General features: G+C 37.9%; 16 protein-coding genes. All 16 read left to right on the forward strand.

Annotated elements, in window-relative coordinates:
• Positions 1 to 124 precede the first annotated feature (124 nt).
• The 16 genes from IPU53_RS15030 (at position 125) to rsgA (ending at position 21,700) form a co-directional block, all read left to right on the forward strand.
• Positions 125 to 2,794, forward strand: a complete 2,670-nt coding sequence (locus tag IPU53_RS15030) for a cation-translocating P-type ATPase (protein WP_207451837.1) — start codon at positions 125 to 127, stop codon at positions 2,792 to 2,794.
• Between the two features lie 542 nt (positions 2,795 to 3,336).
• Positions 3,337 to 5,016, forward strand: a complete 1,680-nt coding sequence (locus IPU53_RS15035) for an NPCBM/NEW2 domain-containing protein (protein WP_207451838.1) — start codon at positions 3,337 to 3,339, stop codon at positions 5,014 to 5,016.
• Between the two features lie 90 nt (positions 5,017 to 5,106).
• Positions 5,107 to 6,123, forward strand: coding sequence for a LacI family DNA-binding transcriptional regulator (locus tag IPU53_RS15040; protein ID WP_207451839.1), 1,017 nt, complete (start codon positions 5,107 to 5,109; stop codon positions 6,121 to 6,123).
• A 463-nt stretch (positions 6,124 to 6,586) separates the two neighbouring features.
• Positions 6,587 to 7,501: an ABC transporter permease gene (locus tag IPU53_RS15045; protein ID WP_207451860.1), complete on the forward strand. Its 915-nt coding sequence runs from the start codon at positions 6,587 to 6,589 to the stop codon at positions 7,499 to 7,501.
• 25 nt (positions 7,502 to 7,526) lie between these two features.
• On the forward strand, positions 7,527 to 8,411 hold the full coding sequence (locus IPU53_RS15050; RefSeq protein WP_396019952.1) for a carbohydrate ABC transporter permease: 885 nt from the start codon (positions 7,527 to 7,529) through the stop codon (positions 8,409 to 8,411).
• A gap of 18 nt (positions 8,412 to 8,429) precedes the next feature.
• Positions 8,430 to 10,061 (forward strand): extracellular solute-binding protein, encoded by a 1,632-nt coding sequence (locus tag IPU53_RS15055; RefSeq protein ID WP_242698323.1) that lies wholly within the window; start codon positions 8,430 to 8,432, stop codon positions 10,059 to 10,061.
• A 281-nt stretch (positions 10,062 to 10,342) separates the two neighbouring features.
• Complete coding sequence (gene remA / locus IPU53_RS15060; RefSeq protein ID WP_207451840.1) at positions 10,343 to 10,606, forward strand: extracellular matrix/biofilm regulator RemA; 264 nt, start codon at positions 10,343 to 10,345, stop codon at positions 10,604 to 10,606.
• 7 nt (positions 10,607 to 10,613) lie between these two features.
• A complete protein-coding gene (gmk, locus tag IPU53_RS15065; protein WP_207451863.1) occupies positions 10,614 to 11,231 on the forward strand; it encodes a guanylate kinase in 618 nt (205 codons plus the stop codon).
• On the forward strand, positions 11,231 to 11,428 hold the full coding sequence (rpoZ, locus tag IPU53_RS15070) for a DNA-directed RNA polymerase subunit omega (protein WP_207451841.1): 198 nt from the start codon (positions 11,231 to 11,233) through the stop codon (positions 11,426 to 11,428). The genes gmk and rpoZ overlap by 1 nt, the downstream gene beginning before the upstream one ends.
• Before the next feature lie 307 nt (positions 11,429 to 11,735).
• Positions 11,736 to 12,944, forward strand: a complete 1,209-nt coding sequence (gene coaBC, locus IPU53_RS15075) for a bifunctional phosphopantothenoylcysteine decarboxylase/phosphopantothenate--cysteine ligase CoaBC (RefSeq protein WP_207451842.1) — start codon at positions 11,736 to 11,738, stop codon at positions 12,942 to 12,944.
• Entirely contained in the window at positions 12,941 to 15,343 is a 2,403-nt protein-coding gene (gene priA, locus IPU53_RS15080; RefSeq protein ID WP_207451843.1) for a primosomal protein N', read from the forward strand. Before coaBC ends, priA begins: the two co-directional genes overlap by 4 nt.
• 269 nt (positions 15,344 to 15,612) lie before the next feature.
• Positions 15,613 to 16,566 carry a methionyl-tRNA formyltransferase gene (gene fmt / locus IPU53_RS15085; RefSeq protein ID WP_207451844.1) on the forward strand — a complete coding sequence of 318 codons (954 nt, stop codon included), beginning with the start codon at positions 15,613 to 15,615 and terminating at the stop codon, positions 16,564 to 16,566.
• Positions 16,559 to 17,923 (forward strand): 16S rRNA (cytosine(967)-C(5))-methyltransferase RsmB, encoded by a 1,365-nt coding sequence (rsmB, locus tag IPU53_RS15090; protein WP_207451845.1) that lies wholly within the window; start codon positions 16,559 to 16,561, stop codon positions 17,921 to 17,923. Before fmt ends, rsmB begins: the two co-directional genes overlap by 8 nt.
• Positions 17,924 to 17,957: 34 nt before the next feature.
• Positions 17,958 to 18,710, forward strand: coding sequence for a Stp1/IreP family PP2C-type Ser/Thr phosphatase (locus IPU53_RS15095; RefSeq protein WP_207451846.1), 753 nt, complete (start codon positions 17,958 to 17,960; stop codon positions 18,708 to 18,710).
• Positions 18,710 to 20,764, forward strand: coding sequence for a Stk1 family PASTA domain-containing Ser/Thr kinase (pknB, locus tag IPU53_RS15100; protein WP_207451847.1), 2,055 nt, complete (start codon positions 18,710 to 18,712; stop codon positions 20,762 to 20,764). Before IPU53_RS15095 ends, pknB begins: the two co-directional genes overlap by 1 nt.
• Positions 20,765 to 20,818: 54 nt before the next feature.
• Complete coding sequence (gene rsgA / locus IPU53_RS15105; RefSeq protein ID WP_207451848.1) at positions 20,819 to 21,700, forward strand: ribosome small subunit-dependent GTPase A; 882 nt, start codon at positions 20,819 to 20,821, stop codon at positions 21,698 to 21,700.

Genomic DNA, 21,700 nt, shown 5'->3' on the forward strand with positions numbered 1-21,700 from the left:
TTTATATTCGAAACTTTTGTGCTTGTACAAAATTATATCATGAAATTCACTTCTACTGAATAAGCATGCTAGTACATGGACAACTTCTGTATGTTATGAGAAAGAGAGTGATGAGGTGAAGGGCATGCAGTTTTATGGGATGCAGGAAAAAGAAGTAGAAGAAGCTCTAAACACAAGTATTGAACAGGGACTAACGAATAAAGCGGTTGAAACAAAAAGAAAAAAGTTCGGATGGAATGAATTATCTGAAGGGGAAAAACAATCAGCGATTTTATTATTTTTTAGTCAGTTCAAAGATTTTATGGTACTTGTTTTACTTGGGGCGACCCTTATTTCCGGGATTCTCGGTGAGTATATCGATGCGATTACCATTATGGCGATTGTTTTTTTAAACGGTATTTTAGGGTTTGTTCAAGAAAGAAAGGCAGAGAAATCGTTAGAAGCTTTAAAGAATCTTTCTGCTCCACAAGTTTCTGTATTGCGAGAGGGACAATGGGAGAAAATTAACTCTAGAGAAGTAGTACCTGGAGATATAATCCGATTTTCGAGTGGTGATCGAATAGGCGCCGATTTGCGGCTTCTGCAAGCGAATAATTTACAAATTGAGGAATCAGCTTTAACAGGAGAATCGATCCCTTCCACCAAACACACGGGGATCGTTCAAGATACGAATCCCAATCTTGGTGATCTCAATAATATGGCCTTTAAAGGTACATTGGTTACAAGTGGGAACGGGATGGGGATGGTGACAGCAACAGGTATGAAAACGGCAATGGGGGAAATTGCCGATATGATTCAAACTGCTACTGTGATGACCACTCCGTTGCAAAGACGTTTACAGCAATTAGGAAAATTTTTAATTATGGTTGCTTTAGCTTTAACCTTGCTTGTAGTTGTTGTTGGAATTATACATGGACATGATGTATTTACCATGTTCCTAGCTGGAGTCTCGCTTGCTGTAGCCGCTATTCCAGAAGGATTGCCTGCTATTGTGACAGTAGCCTTATCATTGGGTGTCCAGAGGATGATTCGAAAGAAAGCCATTGTACGTAAACTACCCGCTGTTGAGACATTAGGTTGCGCTTCCGTGATTTGTTCTGATAAAACAGGAACAATGACACAAAACAAAATGACCGTAACACGTATTTGGAGTGGGGGGAAAACGTACCAACTAGCTGGAGATGAGCATGATCAATTTTACTATGATGACGAAAAGGTTAATTTAAGGAATGAAAAGTCGCTTAAACAATTATTAACATTTGGCGTTTTATGTAACCATGCGGAAGTGATGATGAAGGATAAAGAGATCATTGTCGATGGCGATCCAACAGAGGGAGCGCTGCTAATGTCTGCCTTAAAAGCAGATATCCATCGTGAAACGTTATTAAAGCAATTTACGATTCAAAAAGAATATCCATTCGATTCCGCAAGAAAAATGATGAGCGTAATTGTCAAGGATGAAAACGGAAAGCAATTTGTGATCACAAAAGGAGCTCCGGATGTTTTAGCTGGAAAATGTGAATCTATTTTATGGGAACAAAAAAAGAAATTGCTTAGTAGAGAGCTAGAAGAAGGGATTCATGCCAGCGTACAGCACCTTTCTGAGCAAGCTTTACGCACAATCGCAATTGCTTTTAAACCATTTCATGGGAATGTTTTTCCTCAAGATGAAAAGGAAATTGAAAAAGATTTAACCTTTATTGGCTTACAAGGCATGATTGATCCTCCGCGACCTGAAGTGAAAGCAGCAGTAGCGGAATGTAAGCAAGCGGGAATTAAGACGGTCATGATCACAGGAGATCATCGAGCAACAGCTTGTGCAATAGCGGAACAATTAGGGATTCTTGGAAAGAATGATTTAGTCATGGACGGGCAACAGCTAAATCAATTAGAGGTTGAGGAATTAGAAAAAGTGGTGGAAAATGTGGCCGTTTTTGCACGTGTCACACCAGAACATAAATTGAAAATTGTCAAAGCTTTCCAGAGTAATGGACATATTGTGGCAATGACCGGTGATGGGATCAACGATGCGCCTGCGATTAAGTCAGCTGACATAGGCATCGCGATGGGCATTACCGGAACAGATGTGGCGAAAGAAGCCTCTTCGTTAATATTAATGGACGATAATTTCACAACAATCAAGTCAGCCATTCATGAAGGAAGAAATATTTACGAAAATATTCGGAAGTTTATTCGCTACTTGTTAGCATCGAATGTGGGAGAAATCCTTGTTATGCTTTTTGCGATGTTGATGTCCATGCCTCTCCCTCTTCTGCCTATTCAAATATTATGGGTAAATTTAGTGACAGACGGGTTACCGGCGATGGCATTAGGTTTAGACCAGCCAGAAGAGAACGTCATGAAAAGGAAGCCACGGCCCGTTAATGAAGGGGTATTTGCAAGAAAATTAGGCTGGAAAATTGTTTCACGAGGATTTTTGATCGGAATCTCGACTCTTATTGCATTTTTGATCATTTATCAGCGCGACCCAGCAAATCTTGCTTATGCACAAACTGTTGCATTCGCCACTTTAATTATGGCACAACTTATCCATGTATTTGATTGTCGAAGTGAGGTATCAGTTTTTTCAAGAAATCCTTTTGAAAATAAATATTTAGTATTATCTGTGCTTTCTTCCTTTGTTCTGACTGTCTGTGTCATTTATATTCCTGCTTTACAGCCGATTTTCCATACTGTTCCGATTGCAGGAATAGACTGGCTTCTCATCACAGTCATGAGTGCTTTACCAACTTTTTTACTCGCGGGAAGTTTTATTATAAGAAAAAAGAAATAAATTGTGTTATATCCTGACTTTTTCAGTTAGAAAAAACAGCCGTGAGCCCGTATGTAAACTGGGTTTACGGCTGTCTTAATTTGTCAAAAAGTTGTAGTGTAAATCAGTCTCGTCGCACCTAAAATTTTTAAATCTCTTTTAATGACATGACATACATTTCCCCCAAATTCGCCTCCAATTCTTTCGTGATATCCATAAGCACTTCATCATAAAAATCAAACAGATTATAGTTTTCTTGTATATGATTGTTGCAAGATTATGAATATATCTTGCAACAACTCAATCCAAATATATGAAAAGTTTGCGCAAATTCCTATTGACTAATAAATTCCAGTGCTATATACTAACAAGCAAATATGAATAACGAAAGTGCCCTTTCTCATATCACTATTATGAAAGCGCATAGAAATATTAGTTTCAGAGTTTGCGCAAACTTTCCTGTAGGGAAATTACTATCTCGATTCTATATCATCGTATGGGATGTTACATTTTAGGAGGGAGGGATTATTCAGGTATTGCAAAAATTACAGGAGGGTTGTTTGATGGTGAAAAATATTGTATCCCTTTGCTTAGTTACTTTAATTGCCTTTTTTTCAGGTCCTTTCCCAATTGAAAGAGCACATGGTGAAATAATTAGTAAGGAAAAGAAACCGAATTTAACGTTTAATGTATTGAGTGACATACATATTAGGGAGTCTTCCTTTTCATCGAACAAATTTTTAGCAGCACTTCAAGATATTCATGAAATGAATCCATCATCGGACGCGCTAATTATTAATGGTGATCTCACAAACACGGGTTATTCAGAAGAGTATGAAAAGGTACGTAATCTATTAGAACAAACCCCTACGCCGGAAAATATTCATTTCTCCATAGGAAACCATGAGTTTCATAATGGAGAAGGAAATGAAATAAACATGGAACGCTTTAAAGAGTTTGTTAATCAGAAAGAGGTGTATTTTGAAAGAACTCTAAATGACTATTCTTTTATTTTCTTAGGTTCAGAGAGTTGGGGTCCTGTAGATGCTCCCACAAAGGATGCTGCGGTTCTTAGCGATAAGCAACTTAATTGGTTAAAAGACACGCTAAACAAACGAAGCAAAAAGAAAAAGCCGATTTTTGTCTATCTTCATCAGCCCCTAGAGGAATCAATGGTGATTCAATATAAAGAATTGGAAAAAATACTTTCAAAATATCCGCAAGTCATTTTATTTTCGGGGCATACCCATCGAGACATGAGGAAACCCAATACCAATATGAATGCAAAAAGGGGTTTTCCGGTTGTCAATACAGCATCGACCTATTTTACGACTTTCTGGCCTGATCAAAATTGGGATGAAAGCCAAGGTTTATATGTAGAAGTTTACGATAATAAGGTAAAAATCAAGGGGCGTGACTTTCACAGAAAGCAATGGATACCGGAAACAGACTATACGATTGATCTCTCTTCATCATCCACTTTATCATTCGATCAACAATACCTGTTTCCTGGTGAAACAAACATCGTCACATCTACTTTTGAAAACTATGGAAAAAAGCTCATTAAAAACTTAGATATTAAATTACAAGTTCCGGAAGGATGGATAGCCAAGGCGGTTTCCGACCCGTATGTATCAAAGCTTGCTCGGGGGGAAACATTTGATATTGAGTGGGAGTTAACAATTCCAAGTGATGTTGACCCAGGGTTCGTAAATTTAGAAGCTAATGCCTCCTATAAATTTGAGGGAAAGCAGCATGAATTAAGTACCGATTCATTAGTGAGAGTCGTGCCGTCATCACCAACCGCAAACAGCTATTTAAGCGACATAGAATGGACGGATGCTACCAACCACTGGGGACCCGTGGAAAGGGATCAAAGCGTTGGAGACAAGGATTTGAACGATGGCAATCCGCTAACAATTGATGGTATCACATATGATAAGGGTCTTGGTGTGCATGCACTTGCGGAAGTGACTTACTATATTGGTGGTAAATTCTCAACATTTACAGCAGATGTAGGTATTGATGACGAAGTCGGGGATAAAGGGGCAGTAGTATTTCAGGTTTGGACAGATGGTGAAAAAGTTTATGACAGTGGCAAAGTAACAGGGGCTGATTCGGCAAAAAAAGTGCAAGTTGATATTTCGGGAGTAAATCAGTTAAGGCTTTATGTAACAGATGCCAACGATGGAAGGTCATACGATCACGCTAATTGGGCAGATGCCTATATTAGTAAGGATTAAAAGTTATGTATAAATACATTAATTCTGCTACTTATCTTAGTAGCGTAAAGGTGACTGTAAATAAAATATGATGTAAATTAGGTGCTTAGAATGAAAGTAACGTTAAAAGACATAGCGAATCGTGCGGAGGTGTCAATATCTACTGTATCAAGAGTATTGAGTGATACACCCGTTTCAATCCATGATGGAACTCGCCTACGGATTATTCAAGCTGCTAAAGAATTAGGATACTTTAAAATAAACAATTCATTACAAAATAAAAACAATCAGGAAAAAAGAGTCGGTGTTGTATTAAGTAAAGCAGAAAGTAAATACAGGGATCCGTTTTTTTCTGAAATTATATACGGTATTGAAAGAGAATTGATTGAACAAGGTTGTGTTTTAGAATTTACGTACGATATGCAGGAGATTGTTCAATCCAACTTATTATCCCAAATTAATAAGAATGATCTTGGAATAGTATGTGTCGGCCCGTTTAAAGAAGAGATCCTTAGGAAACTTACCCAACAAATTCCTGCAGTCCTTTTCGTGGGCGGAACAACAAACTTAGAGATAGATCATGTTACAGTGGATTTTCATCAAGCTGCAATGAACGCCACAAATTATTTAATTCACAAAGGTCATACAGATATAGCTTATATTGGTGGCAGTCCATTAGAAGGATTGCCCCATGATCAAGAAGATCGTTTTTTAGGCTTTAAAAAAGCCCTTCAATCCAATAATCTATCCATCAATCAAGAATGGGTTCAGGATGGTGGCTTCGATTTAACAAGAGGTTATGAAGCTATGAAGAGAATTTTAAATACAGGTAGAATTCCCACTGCGCTATTTTCAGCGAGTGATAGAATGGCGTTTGGAGCATATAAAGCAATTCAGGAATATGGATTATCTATTCCGGAAGATATTTCAATTATTTCATTTGACGATATTGAGATGTCCGAATTTATAACACCTCCTTTAACGACTGTTCGTGTTTTCAAGGAAGAAATGGGAAGGATTGCTGTGAAATTACTAATTCAAAAAATGGAAGGGAGTATCACATTACCTCTAACTAGTTTCTTGCCGACAAAATTAATTGTTCGCAACAGTTGTATGAATATTCATTAGTTAGAAAAGGTAGATCCAACAGTATTATTAGTGGAATTAGACTACGGGAGGACATGCCATATGAGGTGTAAGGTCAACAATTATCTCAGTGGCAAGTCTCTTAAAACCTCTCGTTGGTAACGGTTACATATTGGGGTGCAAATAGTCCTTTATAATGAGATCTACTTGTAATCCCTATCGACTGAACGATGTTTAAAAGTAGAGGGAACCTTAGGAGAGGCTCCTTATTTTGAGGGGGTGATTTTAATAAATGATAAGTTAATTGAATATTTGCAATGAATTTACAGGATTTTAATAGAAGTTTGATAAGATGGGCATGTTCGAAGGAGGTTTGAATATAAGCATAGTTAAATAAGTAGCTTTATTAAATTTACAATAACACAATATTGGATTGAGAAGGTAGGTGAATGTGTTGAATCGTACAGTGGCTGGAAATGTTGTTACCAAAACTCCAAAAGGAGAGATGCGGCCGAAGAAAAATGTGGCAAAAAAAATTAAGAGAAATTGGGATTTATATTTATTGGTTTTACCAATATTGATTTATTTTATCGTTTTTAAATACATCCCAATGTACGGTGTGCAGATTGCTTTTAAGGATTTTATTGTGGTAGAAGGGATAACTGGAAGTCCATGGGTGGGCTTGGAACATTTAAAGAGATTTTTTGAAAGTTTTTATTTTGAGAGACTTATCTCTAACACACTTCTAATTGGTGTATATGAGCTGGTGGTTGGATTTCCCATTCCGATCATACTGGCCATTATGATTAATGAAGTGAGAATGAGATATTACAAGTCTTTTGTTCAAACAGTCACCTATGCACCACACTTTTTATCAACAGTGGTAGTCGTTGGAATGCTCTTTTTATTCTTATCTCCCTCCACTGGAATCATTAATCATATAATTGCATTTTTTGGTGGCGACCCAGTTGCTTTTATGACAAAACCAGAGTGGTTTAAAACCCTATATGTTTTTTCGGGTGTTTGGCAACACATGGGATGGAGCTCCATTATTTACTTGGCGGCATTGGCAGGTGTCGATCCGCAATTGCATGAAGCTGCTCAAATGGACGGAGCTTCGAAGCTTCGACGGATATGGCACATCAATTTGCCAAGTATCAAACCGACGATCATCATTATGCTAATTCTTCAATGCGGAAGCATCCTTGGTGTCGGTTTTGAAAAAGTCTTTTTAATGCAAAACGATTTGAATATGAATGCATCTGATGTTATTTCCACTCATGTTTATAGAAAAGGGATCATTGGTTCCCAGTATAGTTATTCGGCAGCCATTGGTTTATTTGAATCCGTAGTTAACCTAATTGTTTTATTGTCTGTCAATTATATTGCCAGGAAAGTTAATAAGGTGAGCTTATGGTGAGTGTTAGTTGGGAGGGCCATCTTCAATGTTGAAAAAAATGAGCGTGGGCGACAGAATCTTTACGATGATTAATTCTACCATTTTACTGTTGATCACTTTTCTTATGATCTACCCATTAATCTATGTGTTAAGTGCATCTTTAAGCGCTCCAATCCATATTGCACAAGGCAACATTTGGCTGTTACCAATCGATTTTACATTCGATTCGTATAAGACGGTTTTTGAAAATAAAAACATATTAATCGGATATCGCAATACGGTCCTTTATACGGTACTCGGAACCGTGATCAATATTATTGCATCTGTCATGATTGCTTATCCTTTATCTCGAAAAGATTTTTATGGAAGAGGAGTCATAACGACAATCATTCTTTTTACAATGTTTTTTAGTGGGGGAATGATTCCTACTTACCTATTAATTAGAGACTTGGGGATGTTAGATACAATTTGGGCTATGATCATTCCAGGAGCTGTTTCCGTTTACAACGTAATCATCATGAGGACCTTTTTTCAAGGTATACCTGATGAATTACGAGAAGCCGCTTTTATGGATGGATGCAGTAATATAAAATTTTTAGTGAAAATCGTAGTACCCTTATCCTTGCCTATTCTAGCGGTGATGGGATTGTTTTACAGTGTTGGTCATTGGAATGCTTATTTTGATGCCTTGATTTATTTGACAAACACTGACAAATTTCCTTTGCAGCTCTTCTTAAGACAAATGTTAATACAAGAGGATTTATCCGGAATGGCTGATATGGGGGGAGAAGCATTATCGGAAAGTATTTTAAAAGTGGAGGGTTTGAAATATGCAGTAGTAGTGATCGCAAGTTTACCAATGTTAATTTTATATCCTTTTTTACAAAAGTACTTTATTAAAGGTGTAATGATTGGTTCATTAAAAGGTTAATTAAGGGAGGTTTCATCAATGAACAGAAAAAAGTGGTTTGGTTTTATTGTTTGGGCAGTGGTTATGGTTGTGCTTGTTGCATGTAATGACTCGAAGACATCATCCAGTAAGGATCCCAAGAATACCGACGATTCAACATCTAACACAGATAATCTGAATAAAGAAGGTTTTCCAATCGTAAAAGAACCTATTGATCTAACATTTTTTACAGGTAGGTATGAACAGAATTTAGATCAGTATGAGGAGACATTAGTTTTTAAAACTTATGCAGAAAAAACCGGTGTCAATGTAAATTTTGAAGAAGTGGCATTTGGAACTTTGACGGAAAAGCGTAATTTGGCATTAACTAGCCAAGATTATCCAGATGTGTTTTATTCATCTCGAATACCGGCGGCTGATTTATTTAAATATGGACAACAAGGTATTTTTATGCCACTAAACGATTTAATTGATAAATATGCGCCAAATATTAAAGCGGCGATGGAAAAACACCCCGATATTAAAAAAGGTCTTACAATGCCAGATGGAAATATCTACTCTATTCCATCCTATTATAGTCCCGATTTCCTTTCTATGTTAATAGGTAAGCCAATCTGGATCAAAAAACCTTGGTTAGAAAAATTAGGGATAGAAGAACCGAAAACAACGGATGAATTTTACGAATTTTTAAAAGAAATAAAAGAAACAGATTTAAATGAAAATGGGGAAAATGACGAGATCCCATTTAGTTCTCAAAGTATGAATGAGATTGTCGATCATATAAAAGGTGCATGGGGACTTGGTTCAAGAGGATTGGCCAATAAATATGTAGATGTAGATCCAGCCACAGGTGATTTACGCTTTTTCCGTATCGATCCAAAATATAAGGAAATGCTTCAGTATGTCAATAAATTGTATTCAGAAGGTTTAATCGATCAGGATATCTACACAACAGATCCAGCAAATTTTAATGCAAAAGGTGCAGAAGGCATATACGGTGCTACAATCGCTCCTAACCCGGAAACAGTCATGAATCAGTCTGATTATATTGGTATGGGTGCTTTAAAAGGACCACATGGCGACCAATTATATAGTCATGTAAAAGCCCCGTTAGTACATGTAGGCGCATTTGCTATTACGAATAAGAATCAACATCCGGAAGCAACGATTCGTTGGATCGATTATTTCTTCGGCGAAGAAGGTGCCACATTCCAGTTCATGGGCATTGAGGGTGAAACATATACTGTAAATGGCAAAGGAGAATATGAGTTTGTAGAAGAAATCACAAATAACCCAGATGGTTTGACTTTTGACCAAGCTTTAACTCCTTATGTTACTTGGATGGGAGGAAGTTATCCAGGCTATGTACAGTATAAATATTTCAAGGGATCTGAATCATTACCAAGTGCAGTAGCAGTGGGCGAAAAGGTGAAAGGAAATGCACCTGAGGAAATTTGGAACGCATTCAACTATACAGAGGATGAAATAAACTTTATGCAGTCAATCGGTTCGGATATTCATACCTATCTGGATGAAATGGAAGCCAAGTTTATTACAGGAGAAATTTCCTTCGATGAATGGGATAAGCATGTAAAACAAGTTGAAAATATGGACATAGAACGATACTTAGAAATTACAAATGCAGCATATGAACGCTACGAAAACAGCTAAAATGAGTGCTTTACCAACTTTTTTACTCGCGGGAAGTTTTATTATAAGAAAAAAGAAATAAATTGTGATATACTTTTAAAAGTAATAGACAAAGCTCTATTACTTTTTTTATCCCGAATCAATTGGCTGTAAGGTCCCACTTCAAGAAATAGAGGAGAAGCAAGATTAGCAAGTGGGGGATGAAAGCCCCCACTCTTGAATTTTCACTATATTCAAGACAGTACCTATACATAAATGTATATAAATGTATAAAAAAACCGATAGTTGACTGGAGGAGCATTATGCAAACGAAGCTTTTAAATATTGGCTTTGGGAATATTGTCTCAGCCAATCGAATTATTTCGATTGTTAGGCCAGAGTCAGCTCCTATAAAGCGTATCATTCAGGATGCACGAGATCGAGCCACCTTGATTGATGCTACTTATGGGAGAAGAACCAGGGCAGTAATTATTATGGACAGTGAACATGTGATTCTTTCGGCTGTTCAGCCTGAAACCGTAGCTCAACGGTTGTTTGGTGGTAAGGATGAGAATGAAGAAGGGTAGGAACAAAATGAAAGAAAAGGGGTTATTGATTGTTCTTTCCGGTCCGTCAGGAGTTGGAAAAGGCACAGTAAGAAAAGCAGTATTTTCGCGTCCTGATGCTCAATTCGAGTATTCGATTTCGGCCACGACTAGATCTCCTCGTGAAGGCGAAATAGATGGTGTAGATTACTTCTTTAAGAGCAAGGAAGAATTTAAACAGATGATTCAAAATGGAAAACTCTTGGAATATGCTGAATATGTAGGGAATTATTATGGTACGCCTTTGGATTATGTAAATGAAACATTAAACTCTGGAAAAGATGTTTTTCTAGAGATAGAAGTTCAAGGAGCGAAGCAAGTACGCGAGAAAATTCCAGATGGTTTATTTATATTTTTAATGCCTCCAAGCTTAAATGAACTTCAAAGTAGGATTGTCGGGAGAGGCACTGAATCAGTGGACTTAATTCATAATCGTATGGAAGCAGCTCGCCATGAAATTGAATTGATGAGTTTATATGATTATATTGTTGAAAACGATGATGTTGAAAAAGCGGTTGATCGTATTAATGCAATTGTGCAAGCTGAACACTATAGAAGTGAGCGAATTGCCGGAAAGTATATAAAAATGTTGGAGGTTGGAAAATAATGTTATATCCATCTATTGATAAGTTATTAAATGTGATTGATTCTAAATATTCTCTTGTAACGGTTTCTGCCAGCAGGGCCCGTCGTTTACAAGAGAACTCGAACCCACTCATGGAGAATTACAAATCACATAAATTTGTTGGAAAAGCTCTAGAGGAACTTTATGCGGGGGAATTAGAAGTAAAAGGCGCAAATTAAATTTTATCCCGTATTAACTGGCTGTAAGACCCCCGCTTCAAGCATTCGTAGAGAAAACTTAGAATTGTATGTGGAGGGTCAACAGCCAGTAAAAGCCAGATTTGTTCAGGCCGGCAGGATGTCGCGAATTTAGCCTTTGATTTCCTTTAATCAGTAGGAGATGAAGGAACCCCTCACTGATTAAAGTTTCACTTTATGTGGCCTTCTTAGTACAGACAACCTATATGAATATGGGTTGTCTTTTCTGTTTTGGATCGACATAATAGAGATAATTCAAATCGTAAAAATGTAAATGGGGATGTATGAAATGAAGAATAAAAATATTTTATTAGGTGTCACAGGTGGTATTGCTTGCTATAAGGCAGCCGCATTAACAAGCAAGCTTGTTCAATCGGGGTACTCTGTTAAAGTAATGATGACAAAATCGGCTACAAATTTTGTATCACCCCTAACGTTTCAAGCCTTATCTCGAAATGAAGTTTACACAGATACCTTTATTGAAAATAATCCAGAGGTGATTGCACACATTGATCTAGCAGATTGGGCAGATTTATGTTTAGTGGCACCTGCCACAGCAAATATGCTTGCAAAATTAGCGCATGGACTAGCAGATGATATGGTTTCTACAACATTACTCGCCACGACTGCTCCTGTCTGGATTGCACCAGCGATGAATGTGCATATGTATCAGCATCCAGCTGTGAAAAAAAATATTCAGGTCTTAAATGAATTTGGACATCGCTTTATTGAACCTGGTGATGGATATCTAGCTTGTGGTTATGTTGGAAAGGGAAGATTGGAAGAACCTGAAACGATTGTGGCGCATATTGATCAGCATTTTACAAAGCCATATCAGCCTCTTAAGGGAAAAAAAGTCCTGATTACTGCAGGACCCACAAAGGAAAAAATTGATCCAGTTCGTTATTTAACGAATCACTCTTCAGGGAAAATGGGCTATGCGTTAGCGGAAGAGGCAGAGAAAATGGGAGCAGAAGTGATCTTAATTTCTGGTCCAAGCACTTTATCTGTACCAAACGGTGTTAAATTTATCTCGATTGAGACGGCGAAGGAAATGTATGATCATGTGTTAAACTATTTCCCTACGGTTGATATTGTGATCAAAAGTGCGGCTGTAGCAGATTATCGTCCAACACAAACCTCTCAGCAAAAAATAAAGAAAAAAGACGATAATCTCATCGTAGAATTTGAAAGAACAATCGATATATTAATGGAATTAGGTAAACAGAAAGAGCATCAATATCTTGTTGGCTTTGCGGCTGAAACGGAAAAGCTCGAAGAACATGCTTTAGGCAAACTGGAAAGAAAGAATGCGGATATGATCATCGCCAATGATATTACGACAAAAGGAGCAGGTTTTTCAGCAGATACGAATATTGTCACGATTGTGCAAAAAAATCAAAGACCTAAGAAGTTACCTTTATTAAGTAAAAATGAAACGGCAAGACAAATCTTAGATGAAATTGTTAACAATCTAGCAAAGGAAGATCAAAAATGATTGCAGAAGTCATTGTTGATGTTCCATCACTTGGAACAGATAAGGTCTTTGATTATTTAATACCTGAAAAGTGGCTGAGTGTAGTAGAACCTGGGATGAGAGTGGCTGTTCCATTTGGACCTCGACTGATCCAAGGGTTTGTAATGGCTGTGAAAACGGAAAGTAACTTTAAGAAGCTTAAAGAAGTGAAAGAGTTATTGGATCTAACTCCTGCTCTAAATAAAGAGTTGCTAGAATTGGGACAGTGGATGGCAAATGAAACACTTTCGTTTAAAATATCTGCCTTTCACGCGATGTTGCCTGCAGCGATGAAAGCAAAATATGAAAAGTATATCCGGCGAACTGACTTAGAAGCTGATCCCGAATTAGAATCGCTTTTTTTGGACCAAGAAGAAATCAGCTGGAAAGAAGCCGAGCGCAGGGACATCCTCCACATATTACGTGAGCAAGTTAATCAGGGCAATGCAGAGGTGATTTATGATATCAAAGACCGTGCTAAAAAAAAGACGGTGCATGTCTATACTACAAATTACAGTGAAAATGATTTGATTGCTCAGCAAAATGAAATAAGAGCGAATGCAACAGCACAGAGGAAACTCATCTTGTTTCTCTTAAAGCACCCGAAAGAGAACTTTACTGGACAACAATTAATGGAATTAAGTGGTACTTCTTCTACGGCGATTCAAGCCTTTGTAAAAAAAGGTATACTGCAAAAAAGTCAGGATGAAGTATATCGAGATCCATTTGCCGGTAAAGAATTCGAGCGTACCTTACCATTGCCCTTGACAGAGGAACAAAAAAAGGCGATTACTCCTGTTTTATCCCGAATTGAAGCAAATGAGTATCAAACATTCTTATTATATGGTGTAACAGGCAGTGGAAAGACAGAAATTTATTTACAATCAATCCAAAAGGTACTTGAAAAAGGAAAAGAAGCGATTGTTTTAGTACCAGAAATATCTTTAACCCCGCAAATGGTTGATCGCTTCAAGGGCAGATTTGGAGATGATGTTGCTGTTCTTCATAGTGGCTTGTCACTAGGTGAAAAATATGATGAATGGCGCAAGATCGAAAGAAAAGAAGCCAAGGTGGTGGTTGGCGCGCGTTCTGCCATTTTTGCTCCCTTGGAAAATATCGGGATTATTATCATTGATGAAGAACATGAAACAAGTTATAAGCAAGAGGAGCAACCTCGTTATCATGCTCGTGATGTGGCGATTAAAAGGGCAAAACATTATCAATGCCCGGTTATTTTGGGGAGTGCAACACCTTCACTGGAATCTTTCGCTAGAGCACAAAAAGGCGTGTATCATTTAGTAACATTGTCGAAACGGATGAATGAGAAGGCACTACCAGCTGTTTCGATTGTCGATATGCGCGAGGAAATGAGAAATGGTAATCGATCGATGTTTTCTGTAGAGCTATTTGAAAAATTAAAGGATCGTTTAGAGAAACGAGAACAAACGATTCTATTTTTAAATCGCAGAGGACATTCATCCTTTTTGCTTTGTCGCGATTGTGGTTATGTGATGCAGTGTCCGCATTGTGATATTTCCTTGACCTTCCATCGTTTTTCGAATGAGATGAAATGTCATTATTGTGGCTTTTTAACAGGCGTTCCACAAAAATGTCCTGAGTGTGAAAGTGAGCATATTCGTTATTTCGGAACAGGGACTCAGAAGGTGGAGGAAGAATTGAATAAAGTGTTGCCTGAGGCGCGCATTATTCGCATGGATGTTGATACAACCTCAAGAAAAGGTGCACATGAAAAGTTACTTGACCAATTTAAATCAGGGAAAGCAGATATTTTATTGGGGACACAAATGATTGCAAAAGGATTAGATTTTCCTAATATTACCCTTGTTGGTGTATTAAGTGCAGATACAATGTTGCATTTGCCTGATTTCAGAGCTGCAGAAAAGACGTTTCAATTACTTACACAAGTAAGTGGTAGGGCAGGGAGACATGAATTAACAGGAGAGGTTGTTATCCAAACGTATACACCTGATCATTATAGTGTGGAGCTAGCAGGACAGCAAAACTATGATCATTTCTATCAGCAGGAAATGATTCTTCGAAAAATGGGTTCCTATCCGCCATTTTTTTATTTATCATTAGTGACAGTCAGTCACGAGGATTTAATGAAGGTGATTGCTGTAACAGAAAAGATGGCGAATTTTATTCGCGCTAATCTCTCTGAGCAAGCGGTCATATTAGGGCCTGCATCCTCTCCCATTCCACGAATCAATGATAGATATCGTTACCAATGTTTGATAAAATACAAACATGAACCAAAATTAATACCAACCTTAAAAAAACTATTGGAACATTATCAGCAACAATACAACAAAGAAGGTTTGACAATTTCAATCGATGTTAACCCTTATAATGTAATGTGACAAAGAAAAGCGCAGGGCGGTTGGTCAGGGGCGACAAGCAAATGTTCTGTAACCGAAGAAGGGTGGGTTTCCCCTTCATCGGTTACAGGTTATTAAGAGGAACATCGGCTAAAAGCGCGACATCCTGTCGCACGCCGATGGACTCGCCTCCTGCGAGCCTCTCACCCCTACCGCCCGGAGCTAGACAAAGAAAAGCTTGAACTAAGTGCGCTTTGTCCTACACATCCAGTGATTCTAAAAAAGATAAGTGTCAGAAAGTAGTGAGAAAGATGACAAGAATTGTTTTCATGGGAACACCTGATTTTTCGGTCCCGGTTTTAAAAAAATTAGTAGATGATCAATATGATGTCGTAGGGGTTGTGACACAACCCGATCGTCCAGTTGGACGGAAGAAAAAGTTAACAGCTACGCCCGTTAAACTAGAGGCGGAACGTTACGGCATTCCTGTTTTACAACCAGAGAAGGTTCGTGATGCCTCTGAAGTTAAGAAAATTTTAGATTTAAAACCTGATCTATTAGTAACCGCTGCTTACGGACAAATACTTCCTGAATCATTATTAGAAGGTCCCAAATTTGGTTGTATTAATGTACATGCCTCTTTATTACCTGAATTAAGAGGTGGGGCGCCCATCCATTATGCATTATTACAAGGAAAAGAAAAAACAGGTATTACGATTATGTATATGGTGAAACAATTAGATGCCGGAGATATTCTTACACAGGTTGAGGTGCCAATTGCAGAAAATGATGATGTTGGAAGTTTACATAATAAATTAAGCATAGCTGGAGCGCAATTGCTTTCCGAGACGATTCCTGATTTATTAGCGGGGAAAATAAATCCAGTCCCACAAGATCATCAATTTGCTACTTTTGCTTCAAACATTAAAAGAGAACAAGAAAAAATTAATTGGAATGAACCAGGCGAGACGATTTATAATCAAATTAGAGGGCTTAGTCCATGGCCTGTAGCTTATACGATTTGGTCAGGGAAGACATTAAAAATATGGCGGGCAGAAAAAGTAAAAATTTCTAAGCAATCTTCTCCTGGAACGATTGTACAATTAGAAAAAAATAGTTTCACTGTTGCAACCAATAATAGAATGGGAATAAAAATACTCGAGGTACAACCTGCAGGTAAAAAGAAAATGACAAGTGAACAGTTTTTGCATGGAACAGGCTCGACAATCAAACTCGGAGACCGATTGGGGCAAGATAATGAATAAAAAGAAAAAATCGGTCCGCGAAGCCGCGCTTCATATACTGGAATTGATTGATAAACAGCAATCTTACAGTAATTTATTATTAAATCAAGTCATTCAAAAAGAAAACATAACAGGTCCTGATGTCGGATTGCTTACTGAGTTGGTTTATGGAACCATTCAACGTAAACAAACTTTAGATTATTATTTGCAACCTTTTTTACGTAAACAACCTGACAGCTGGGTGTTAAATTTACTGCGTCTATCGATATATCAAATGGTGTATCTAGATAAAATTCCTGATCGAGCGATTTTATTTGAAGCTGTTGAAATCGCAAAAAAACGTGGACATAAAGGGATTTCTAGTTTTGTAAATGGGATTCTTAGACAGGTGCAAAGACAAGGTGTACCGTCCCTCGCTGACATCGTTGATCCTATCGAACGGCTTTCAGTTGAGACGAGCCATCCTTTATGGTTAGTGCAAAGATGGAATAAGCAGTTTGGTTGGGAAAAAACAAAAGCAATGTGTGAATATAATCTTTTACCATCTGTTCAAACAGCTAGGGTTAATACAGTAAGGACGACAGTGCAAGAGGTAATTCCTCTATTAAAGGAAGAAGGGTTTGAAGTTCAACCAAGTCCGATTATCCCTGAAGGCCTTAGGGTCCTAAGAGGAAATATTGCTCATTCGAAAGTATATAAAGCAGGTTTGATTAGTATCCAAGATGAGAGTTCTATGGCTGTTGCCTATGCTTTGGAATTATCCCCAGATTTCGCAGTTCTTGACGCTTGTGCAGCACCAGGAGGAAAAACAGGCCATATTGCCGAAAAACTAAAAGGGACTGGAAAGGTTGTGGCACTTGATCTCCATGCTCATAAAGTAAAACTAATAAATGAAAATGCGAAACGACTGGGTCTTCAGAATATAGAGGCTAAAGTGATGGATAGTAGGACAACAAGTCAAGCATTACAAGCTGAATCCTTCGATCGTGTTTTGGTCGATGCTCCTTGTTCCGGTTTAGGGGTTTTACGACGTAAACCTGATATAAAATATTCAAAAACAATCCAAGATATCGCCGCATTGAGTCAAGTTCAACTAGAAATTTTAAATGAATCCGCAAGATTGCTAAAAGAGAATGGCCTACTGATCTATAGTACTTGTACAGTTGATCTTGAAGAAAATCTAGAGACTGTGAATGAATTTTTACGGCAGCATGAACACTTCACACCACATGACATTCATTTACCTAATAATTTAGCTCATCTAGTTGATCCAAAAGCGAATACACTGCAAATTTTCCCACAGGATTTCGGTGGAGATGGCTTTTTTATCGCCGCTTTTAAAAAAGAAGGATCAGGAACAGATGATTCGAACCCTTAAGGATAAGCGAGAAGCTTAAAGAGGAGAAGAGAATATGGATGCAATTTTTAAAACAGATCAGGGAAAAATACGAAAGCATAATGAAGATAGTGGCGGAATTTTTTTGAATTCCGATAATCATTATCTTGCTGTTGTCGCAGATGGAATGGGTGGACATAATGCTGGAGAAGTAGCTAGTGAAATAGCTGTGTCAAGCTTAGGGGAACTTTGGAAAAACACGGAAAGCTTTCCTTCACCTGAAGAGACTGCGCAGTGGGTTCGTGTACAAGTAGAAAATGTGAATAAAAAAATCTTTGAACATGCGCAATTACATCCTGAATGCGAGGGAATGGGAACCACTTTGGTAGCGGCATTGTGTGGAGATGGCTTTGCGACAATCGTCAATATCGGAGATAGTCGCTGCTATTTACACAATGAAAATGGCTTTAAACAATTAACGGAAGATCATTCACTTGTAAATGAACTTGTGAAAGCAGGAGAAATTTCGGAAGAAGATGCAGAATTTCATCCTAGAAAAAATATGTTGCTAAAAGCAATGGGAACGGAATTAGAGACAGATATGGATATTTTAACTATTACACTTGAAGAAAATGATAAACTGTTACTTTGTTCGGATGGACTATCCAACAAGCTTTCAATAGCTGAGATGGAGAAAATACTCGACAATGAAATGGAGCTTGACCTGAAGGCAAATAAACTAATTGATTTAGCCAATCATTACGGTGGAGAAGATAATATTTCCGTTGCCATTATAGAAGCACAAGCTGAAAGCAGGTGCAAGGATTAATGTTAATAGGAAGAAGAGTCAGCGGCCGTTATAAGGTGATCCGATTAATCGGCGGAGGCGGTATGGCCAATGTTTATTTGGCTCATGATATGATTCTTGATCGTGATGTGGCAATTAAAATATTACGTTTAGATTTTGCGAATGAAGATGAATTTATTCGTCGCTTTCAGAGAGAAGCACAATCAGCGACAAGCTTAACCCACGAAAATATCGTTAGTATCTATGATGTGGGAGAAGAAGATGATATCTATTATATTGTCATGGAATTTGTCGATGGAATGACGTTAAAAGAATATATTCAGAGCTATCATCCGATTGACATCGAAAAAACAATTGATATCATGAAACAATTAACTTCGGCTGTTGCCCATGCCCATCAGAATCATATTGTACACAGAGATATAAAACCGCAAAATATATTAATTGATCATAATGGTCATGTGATGATTACGGATTTTGGCATCGCGATGGCCTTAAGTGCGACGTCAATTACACAAACTAATGCCGTGTTAGGATCTGTTCATTACTTATCACCAGAACAAGCAAGAGGCGGAATGGCGACAAAAAAATCTGATATTTATTCCTTAGGGATTGTCATGTTCGAACTTTTAACAGGGCGTTTGCCATTTTTTGGGGAATCTGCCATCTCGATAGCATTAAAGCATTTGCAATCTGATACCCCATCTCCAAGACGTTGGGACCCAGCGATTCCACAAAGTGTTGAAAACATTGTTTTAAAAGCAACAGCCAAAGATCCTTTCCAGCGTTATGACAGCGCAGAGGAAATGGGTAGTAATATAGATACTGCTCTGGATCCTGCTCGGGAAAATGAGCCTAAATTTACAATCCCTGAAGATCATGAAGCCACAAAGGCGATTCCTATTATCTCGGAAGATGATCTTACGAATATGAATAACAAAACGATCCCACATCAAAAAAATGGACAAACAACGATTGCTGCAAATCCTGATACAAAAAAGAGTCCAAAAAAGAAAAAACGCAAAAAATGGCCATGGATTGTAGGGAGTATTACAGCTTTATTGATATTACTCCTTGTATTTTTGATGTTTATTTTACCAGCGATTCGTGCCGCACAGACGGTTAATGTTCCTGATGTAAAGGGGGAAGAATACGATAATGCTGTCTCCATGCTTAAAGAGCAAGGGTTACAAATTGGCGATACGGAGGAGCTTGTCGATGAAGAAATACCTGAAGGAGCAGTCATTAAAACGAACCCGAAAGCAGGCAAGCCTGTAAAAAAAGGCTATACTGTGGACATTTATGTAAGTAAAGGGAAAGAGAAAATACCTTTTTCTGATTATACAGGTCAATCCTTTGAAGATGTAAAAGAGGTATTGGAAGAGCTAGGGTTTAATGTGAAAGATATTCAAGTAGAAGAAGAATATGATGAGTCAGAATCTGGAACAATCTTAGAGCAAAAGCCTAGTCCAAACACAGAAGTGATACCAGATGAAGAGACTATTAGCTTTGTTGTCAGTAAAGGTCAAGAGAAAATTACGCTGAAAGATTTATCTGGTTATAACCGCAAGATCTTAGAGGATTACGAAGATTCAAGTGGATTAGATATTGATATGTCTGCTGAGGATTATAATGATTCTGTGCCGGAAGGGCTTGTTATATCACAAGATCCTGAAGAGGGAGCAGAACTTTCTAAAGGGGATAAGGTAAAGGTCGTTATTTCAAAAGGCCAAGAGGAAATACCGTTTAAGGAAGTCACAGTAGAAATTTCAATTCCTTATGATCCTGAAGCGAATGAGGATAACAATGATGAAGGGCAGGAGGAGGAGGAAGGGCAAGAGGATCAAGAGGGGCAAGAAGAAAAGCCAGAAGATGAGAATCCTGAGCAGGAAATAAAAATATTAATTCAAGATATGGATAACAATATGTCAGTTCCAGCTGATACCTTTACTATTAAAGAATCAGTGGTAAAAGAAGTAACATTTAGAATACAAAAAGATACCACAGCTAGTTATAAGGTAATGCGGGGAAATACGGTTATTAAAGAAGATGATGTTCCTTATCCAGGAGACTAAAATTCGTGATTTTGCTCGACTTCTTGAAGATCTTAAAATGAAAGGACAGGTGACATGACGGAAGGAATCATTATAAAAGCTTTAAGTGGATTTTATTATGTTGAAGACAATGGGGAAGTAATTCAATGCCGGGGGAGAGGGGTTTTTAGAAAAAATAAAATTACCCCGCTTGTTGGAGATCATGTTGTGTATCAAGCTGAAAATGATAAAGAAGGATATATAATGGAAGTCAAACCAAGGAAGAATGAATTGATTCGGCCACAGGTAGCGAATATTGATCAAGCCTTCCTCGTTTTTTCTGCGAAAGAACCGGAGTTTAATCCGGTTCTACTTGATCGCTTCCTTGTCTTGATTGAGTTTCATCAGATTATTCCTGTTATTTGCGTAACGAAGACGGATCTTTTGCTAGAGGCAGAATTAAGAATATTGCAAGAGCGCCTTGCTGTTTATGAACGAGTCGGATATAAAGTGGTTTTTTTATCCTCGCATACGACAGAAGGTGTTGAACAATTTCGTTCTATGATTGGGAGTCATACGAGTGTTTTTGCCGGGCAATCAGGAGTTGGGAAAACCTCGTTGTTAAATGCTTTGGACCCTGAGTTGGCATTGGAAACAAATGAGATCTCGACGCATCTGGGGAGAGGTAAGCATACAACAAGGCATGTGGAGCTCATTCCAATCGATCATGGTTTCATTGCTGATACACCTGGATTTAGCTCATTGGAGTTTAATGAGCTAGCAACTGAAGATTTATCCTGGACATTTCCGGAAATAAGAGCAGAAGGGCAAGCCTGTAAATTCCGTGGCTGTTCCCATGAAAAGGAACCGAAATGTGCGGTGAAATCTGCAGTAGAACTAGGCATTATCGATGGTAGTCGCTATCAACATTATCTGCAATTTTTAGGGGAAATTAAAGAGAGAAAGCCGAGGTATTAA

Origin of the sequence: Bacillus sp. SD088 (assembly GCF_017355205.1) — a bacterium.
GTDB lineage: Bacteria > Bacillota > Bacilli > Bacillales > Bacillaceae_C > Lederbergia.

What these genes read in the sequence shown, in the direction of transcription:
- IPU53_RS15030 (WP_207451837.1), top strand. Translation starts at nt 125, where the DNA reads ATGCAGTTTTATGGGATGCAGGAAAAAGAAGTAGAAGAAGCTCTAAAC.
- IPU53_RS15035 (WP_207451838.1), top strand. Translation starts at nt 3,337, where the DNA reads ATGGTGAAAAATATTGTATCCCTTTGCTTAGTTACTTTAATTGCCTTT.
- IPU53_RS15040 (WP_207451839.1), top strand. Translation starts at nt 5,107, where the DNA reads ATGAAAGTAACGTTAAAAGACATAGCGAATCGTGCGGAGGTGTCAATA.
- IPU53_RS15045 (WP_207451860.1), top strand. Translation starts at nt 6,587, where the DNA reads ATGCGGCCGAAGAAAAATGTGGCAAAAAAAATTAAGAGAAATTGGGAT.
- IPU53_RS15050 (WP_396019952.1), top strand. Translation starts at nt 7,527, where the DNA reads ATGTTGAAAAAAATGAGCGTGGGCGACAGAATCTTTACGATGATTAAT.
- IPU53_RS15055 (WP_242698323.1), top strand. Translation starts at nt 8,430, where the DNA reads ATGAACAGAAAAAAGTGGTTTGGTTTTATTGTTTGGGCAGTGGTTATG.
- remA (WP_207451840.1), top strand. Translation starts at nt 10,343, where the DNA reads ATGCAAACGAAGCTTTTAAATATTGGCTTTGGGAATATTGTCTCAGCC.
- gmk (WP_207451863.1), top strand. Translation starts at nt 10,614, where the DNA reads ATGAAAGAAAAGGGGTTATTGATTGTTCTTTCCGGTCCGTCAGGAGTT.
- rpoZ (WP_207451841.1), top strand. Translation starts at nt 11,231, where the DNA reads ATGTTATATCCATCTATTGATAAGTTATTAAATGTGATTGATTCTAAA.
- coaBC (WP_207451842.1), top strand. Translation starts at nt 11,736, where the DNA reads ATGAAGAATAAAAATATTTTATTAGGTGTCACAGGTGGTATTGCTTGC.
- priA (WP_207451843.1), top strand. Translation starts at nt 12,941, where the DNA reads ATGATTGCAGAAGTCATTGTTGATGTTCCATCACTTGGAACAGATAAG.
- fmt (WP_207451844.1), top strand. Translation starts at nt 15,613, where the DNA reads ATGACAAGAATTGTTTTCATGGGAACACCTGATTTTTCGGTCCCGGTT.
- rsmB (WP_207451845.1), top strand. Translation starts at nt 16,559, where the DNA reads ATGAATAAAAAGAAAAAATCGGTCCGCGAAGCCGCGCTTCATATACTG.
- IPU53_RS15095 (WP_207451846.1), top strand. Translation starts at nt 17,958, where the DNA reads ATGGATGCAATTTTTAAAACAGATCAGGGAAAAATACGAAAGCATAAT.
- pknB (WP_207451847.1), top strand. Translation starts at nt 18,710, where the DNA reads ATGTTAATAGGAAGAAGAGTCAGCGGCCGTTATAAGGTGATCCGATTA.
- rsgA (WP_207451848.1), top strand. Translation starts at nt 20,819, where the DNA reads ATGACGGAAGGAATCATTATAAAAGCTTTAAGTGGATTTTATTATGTT.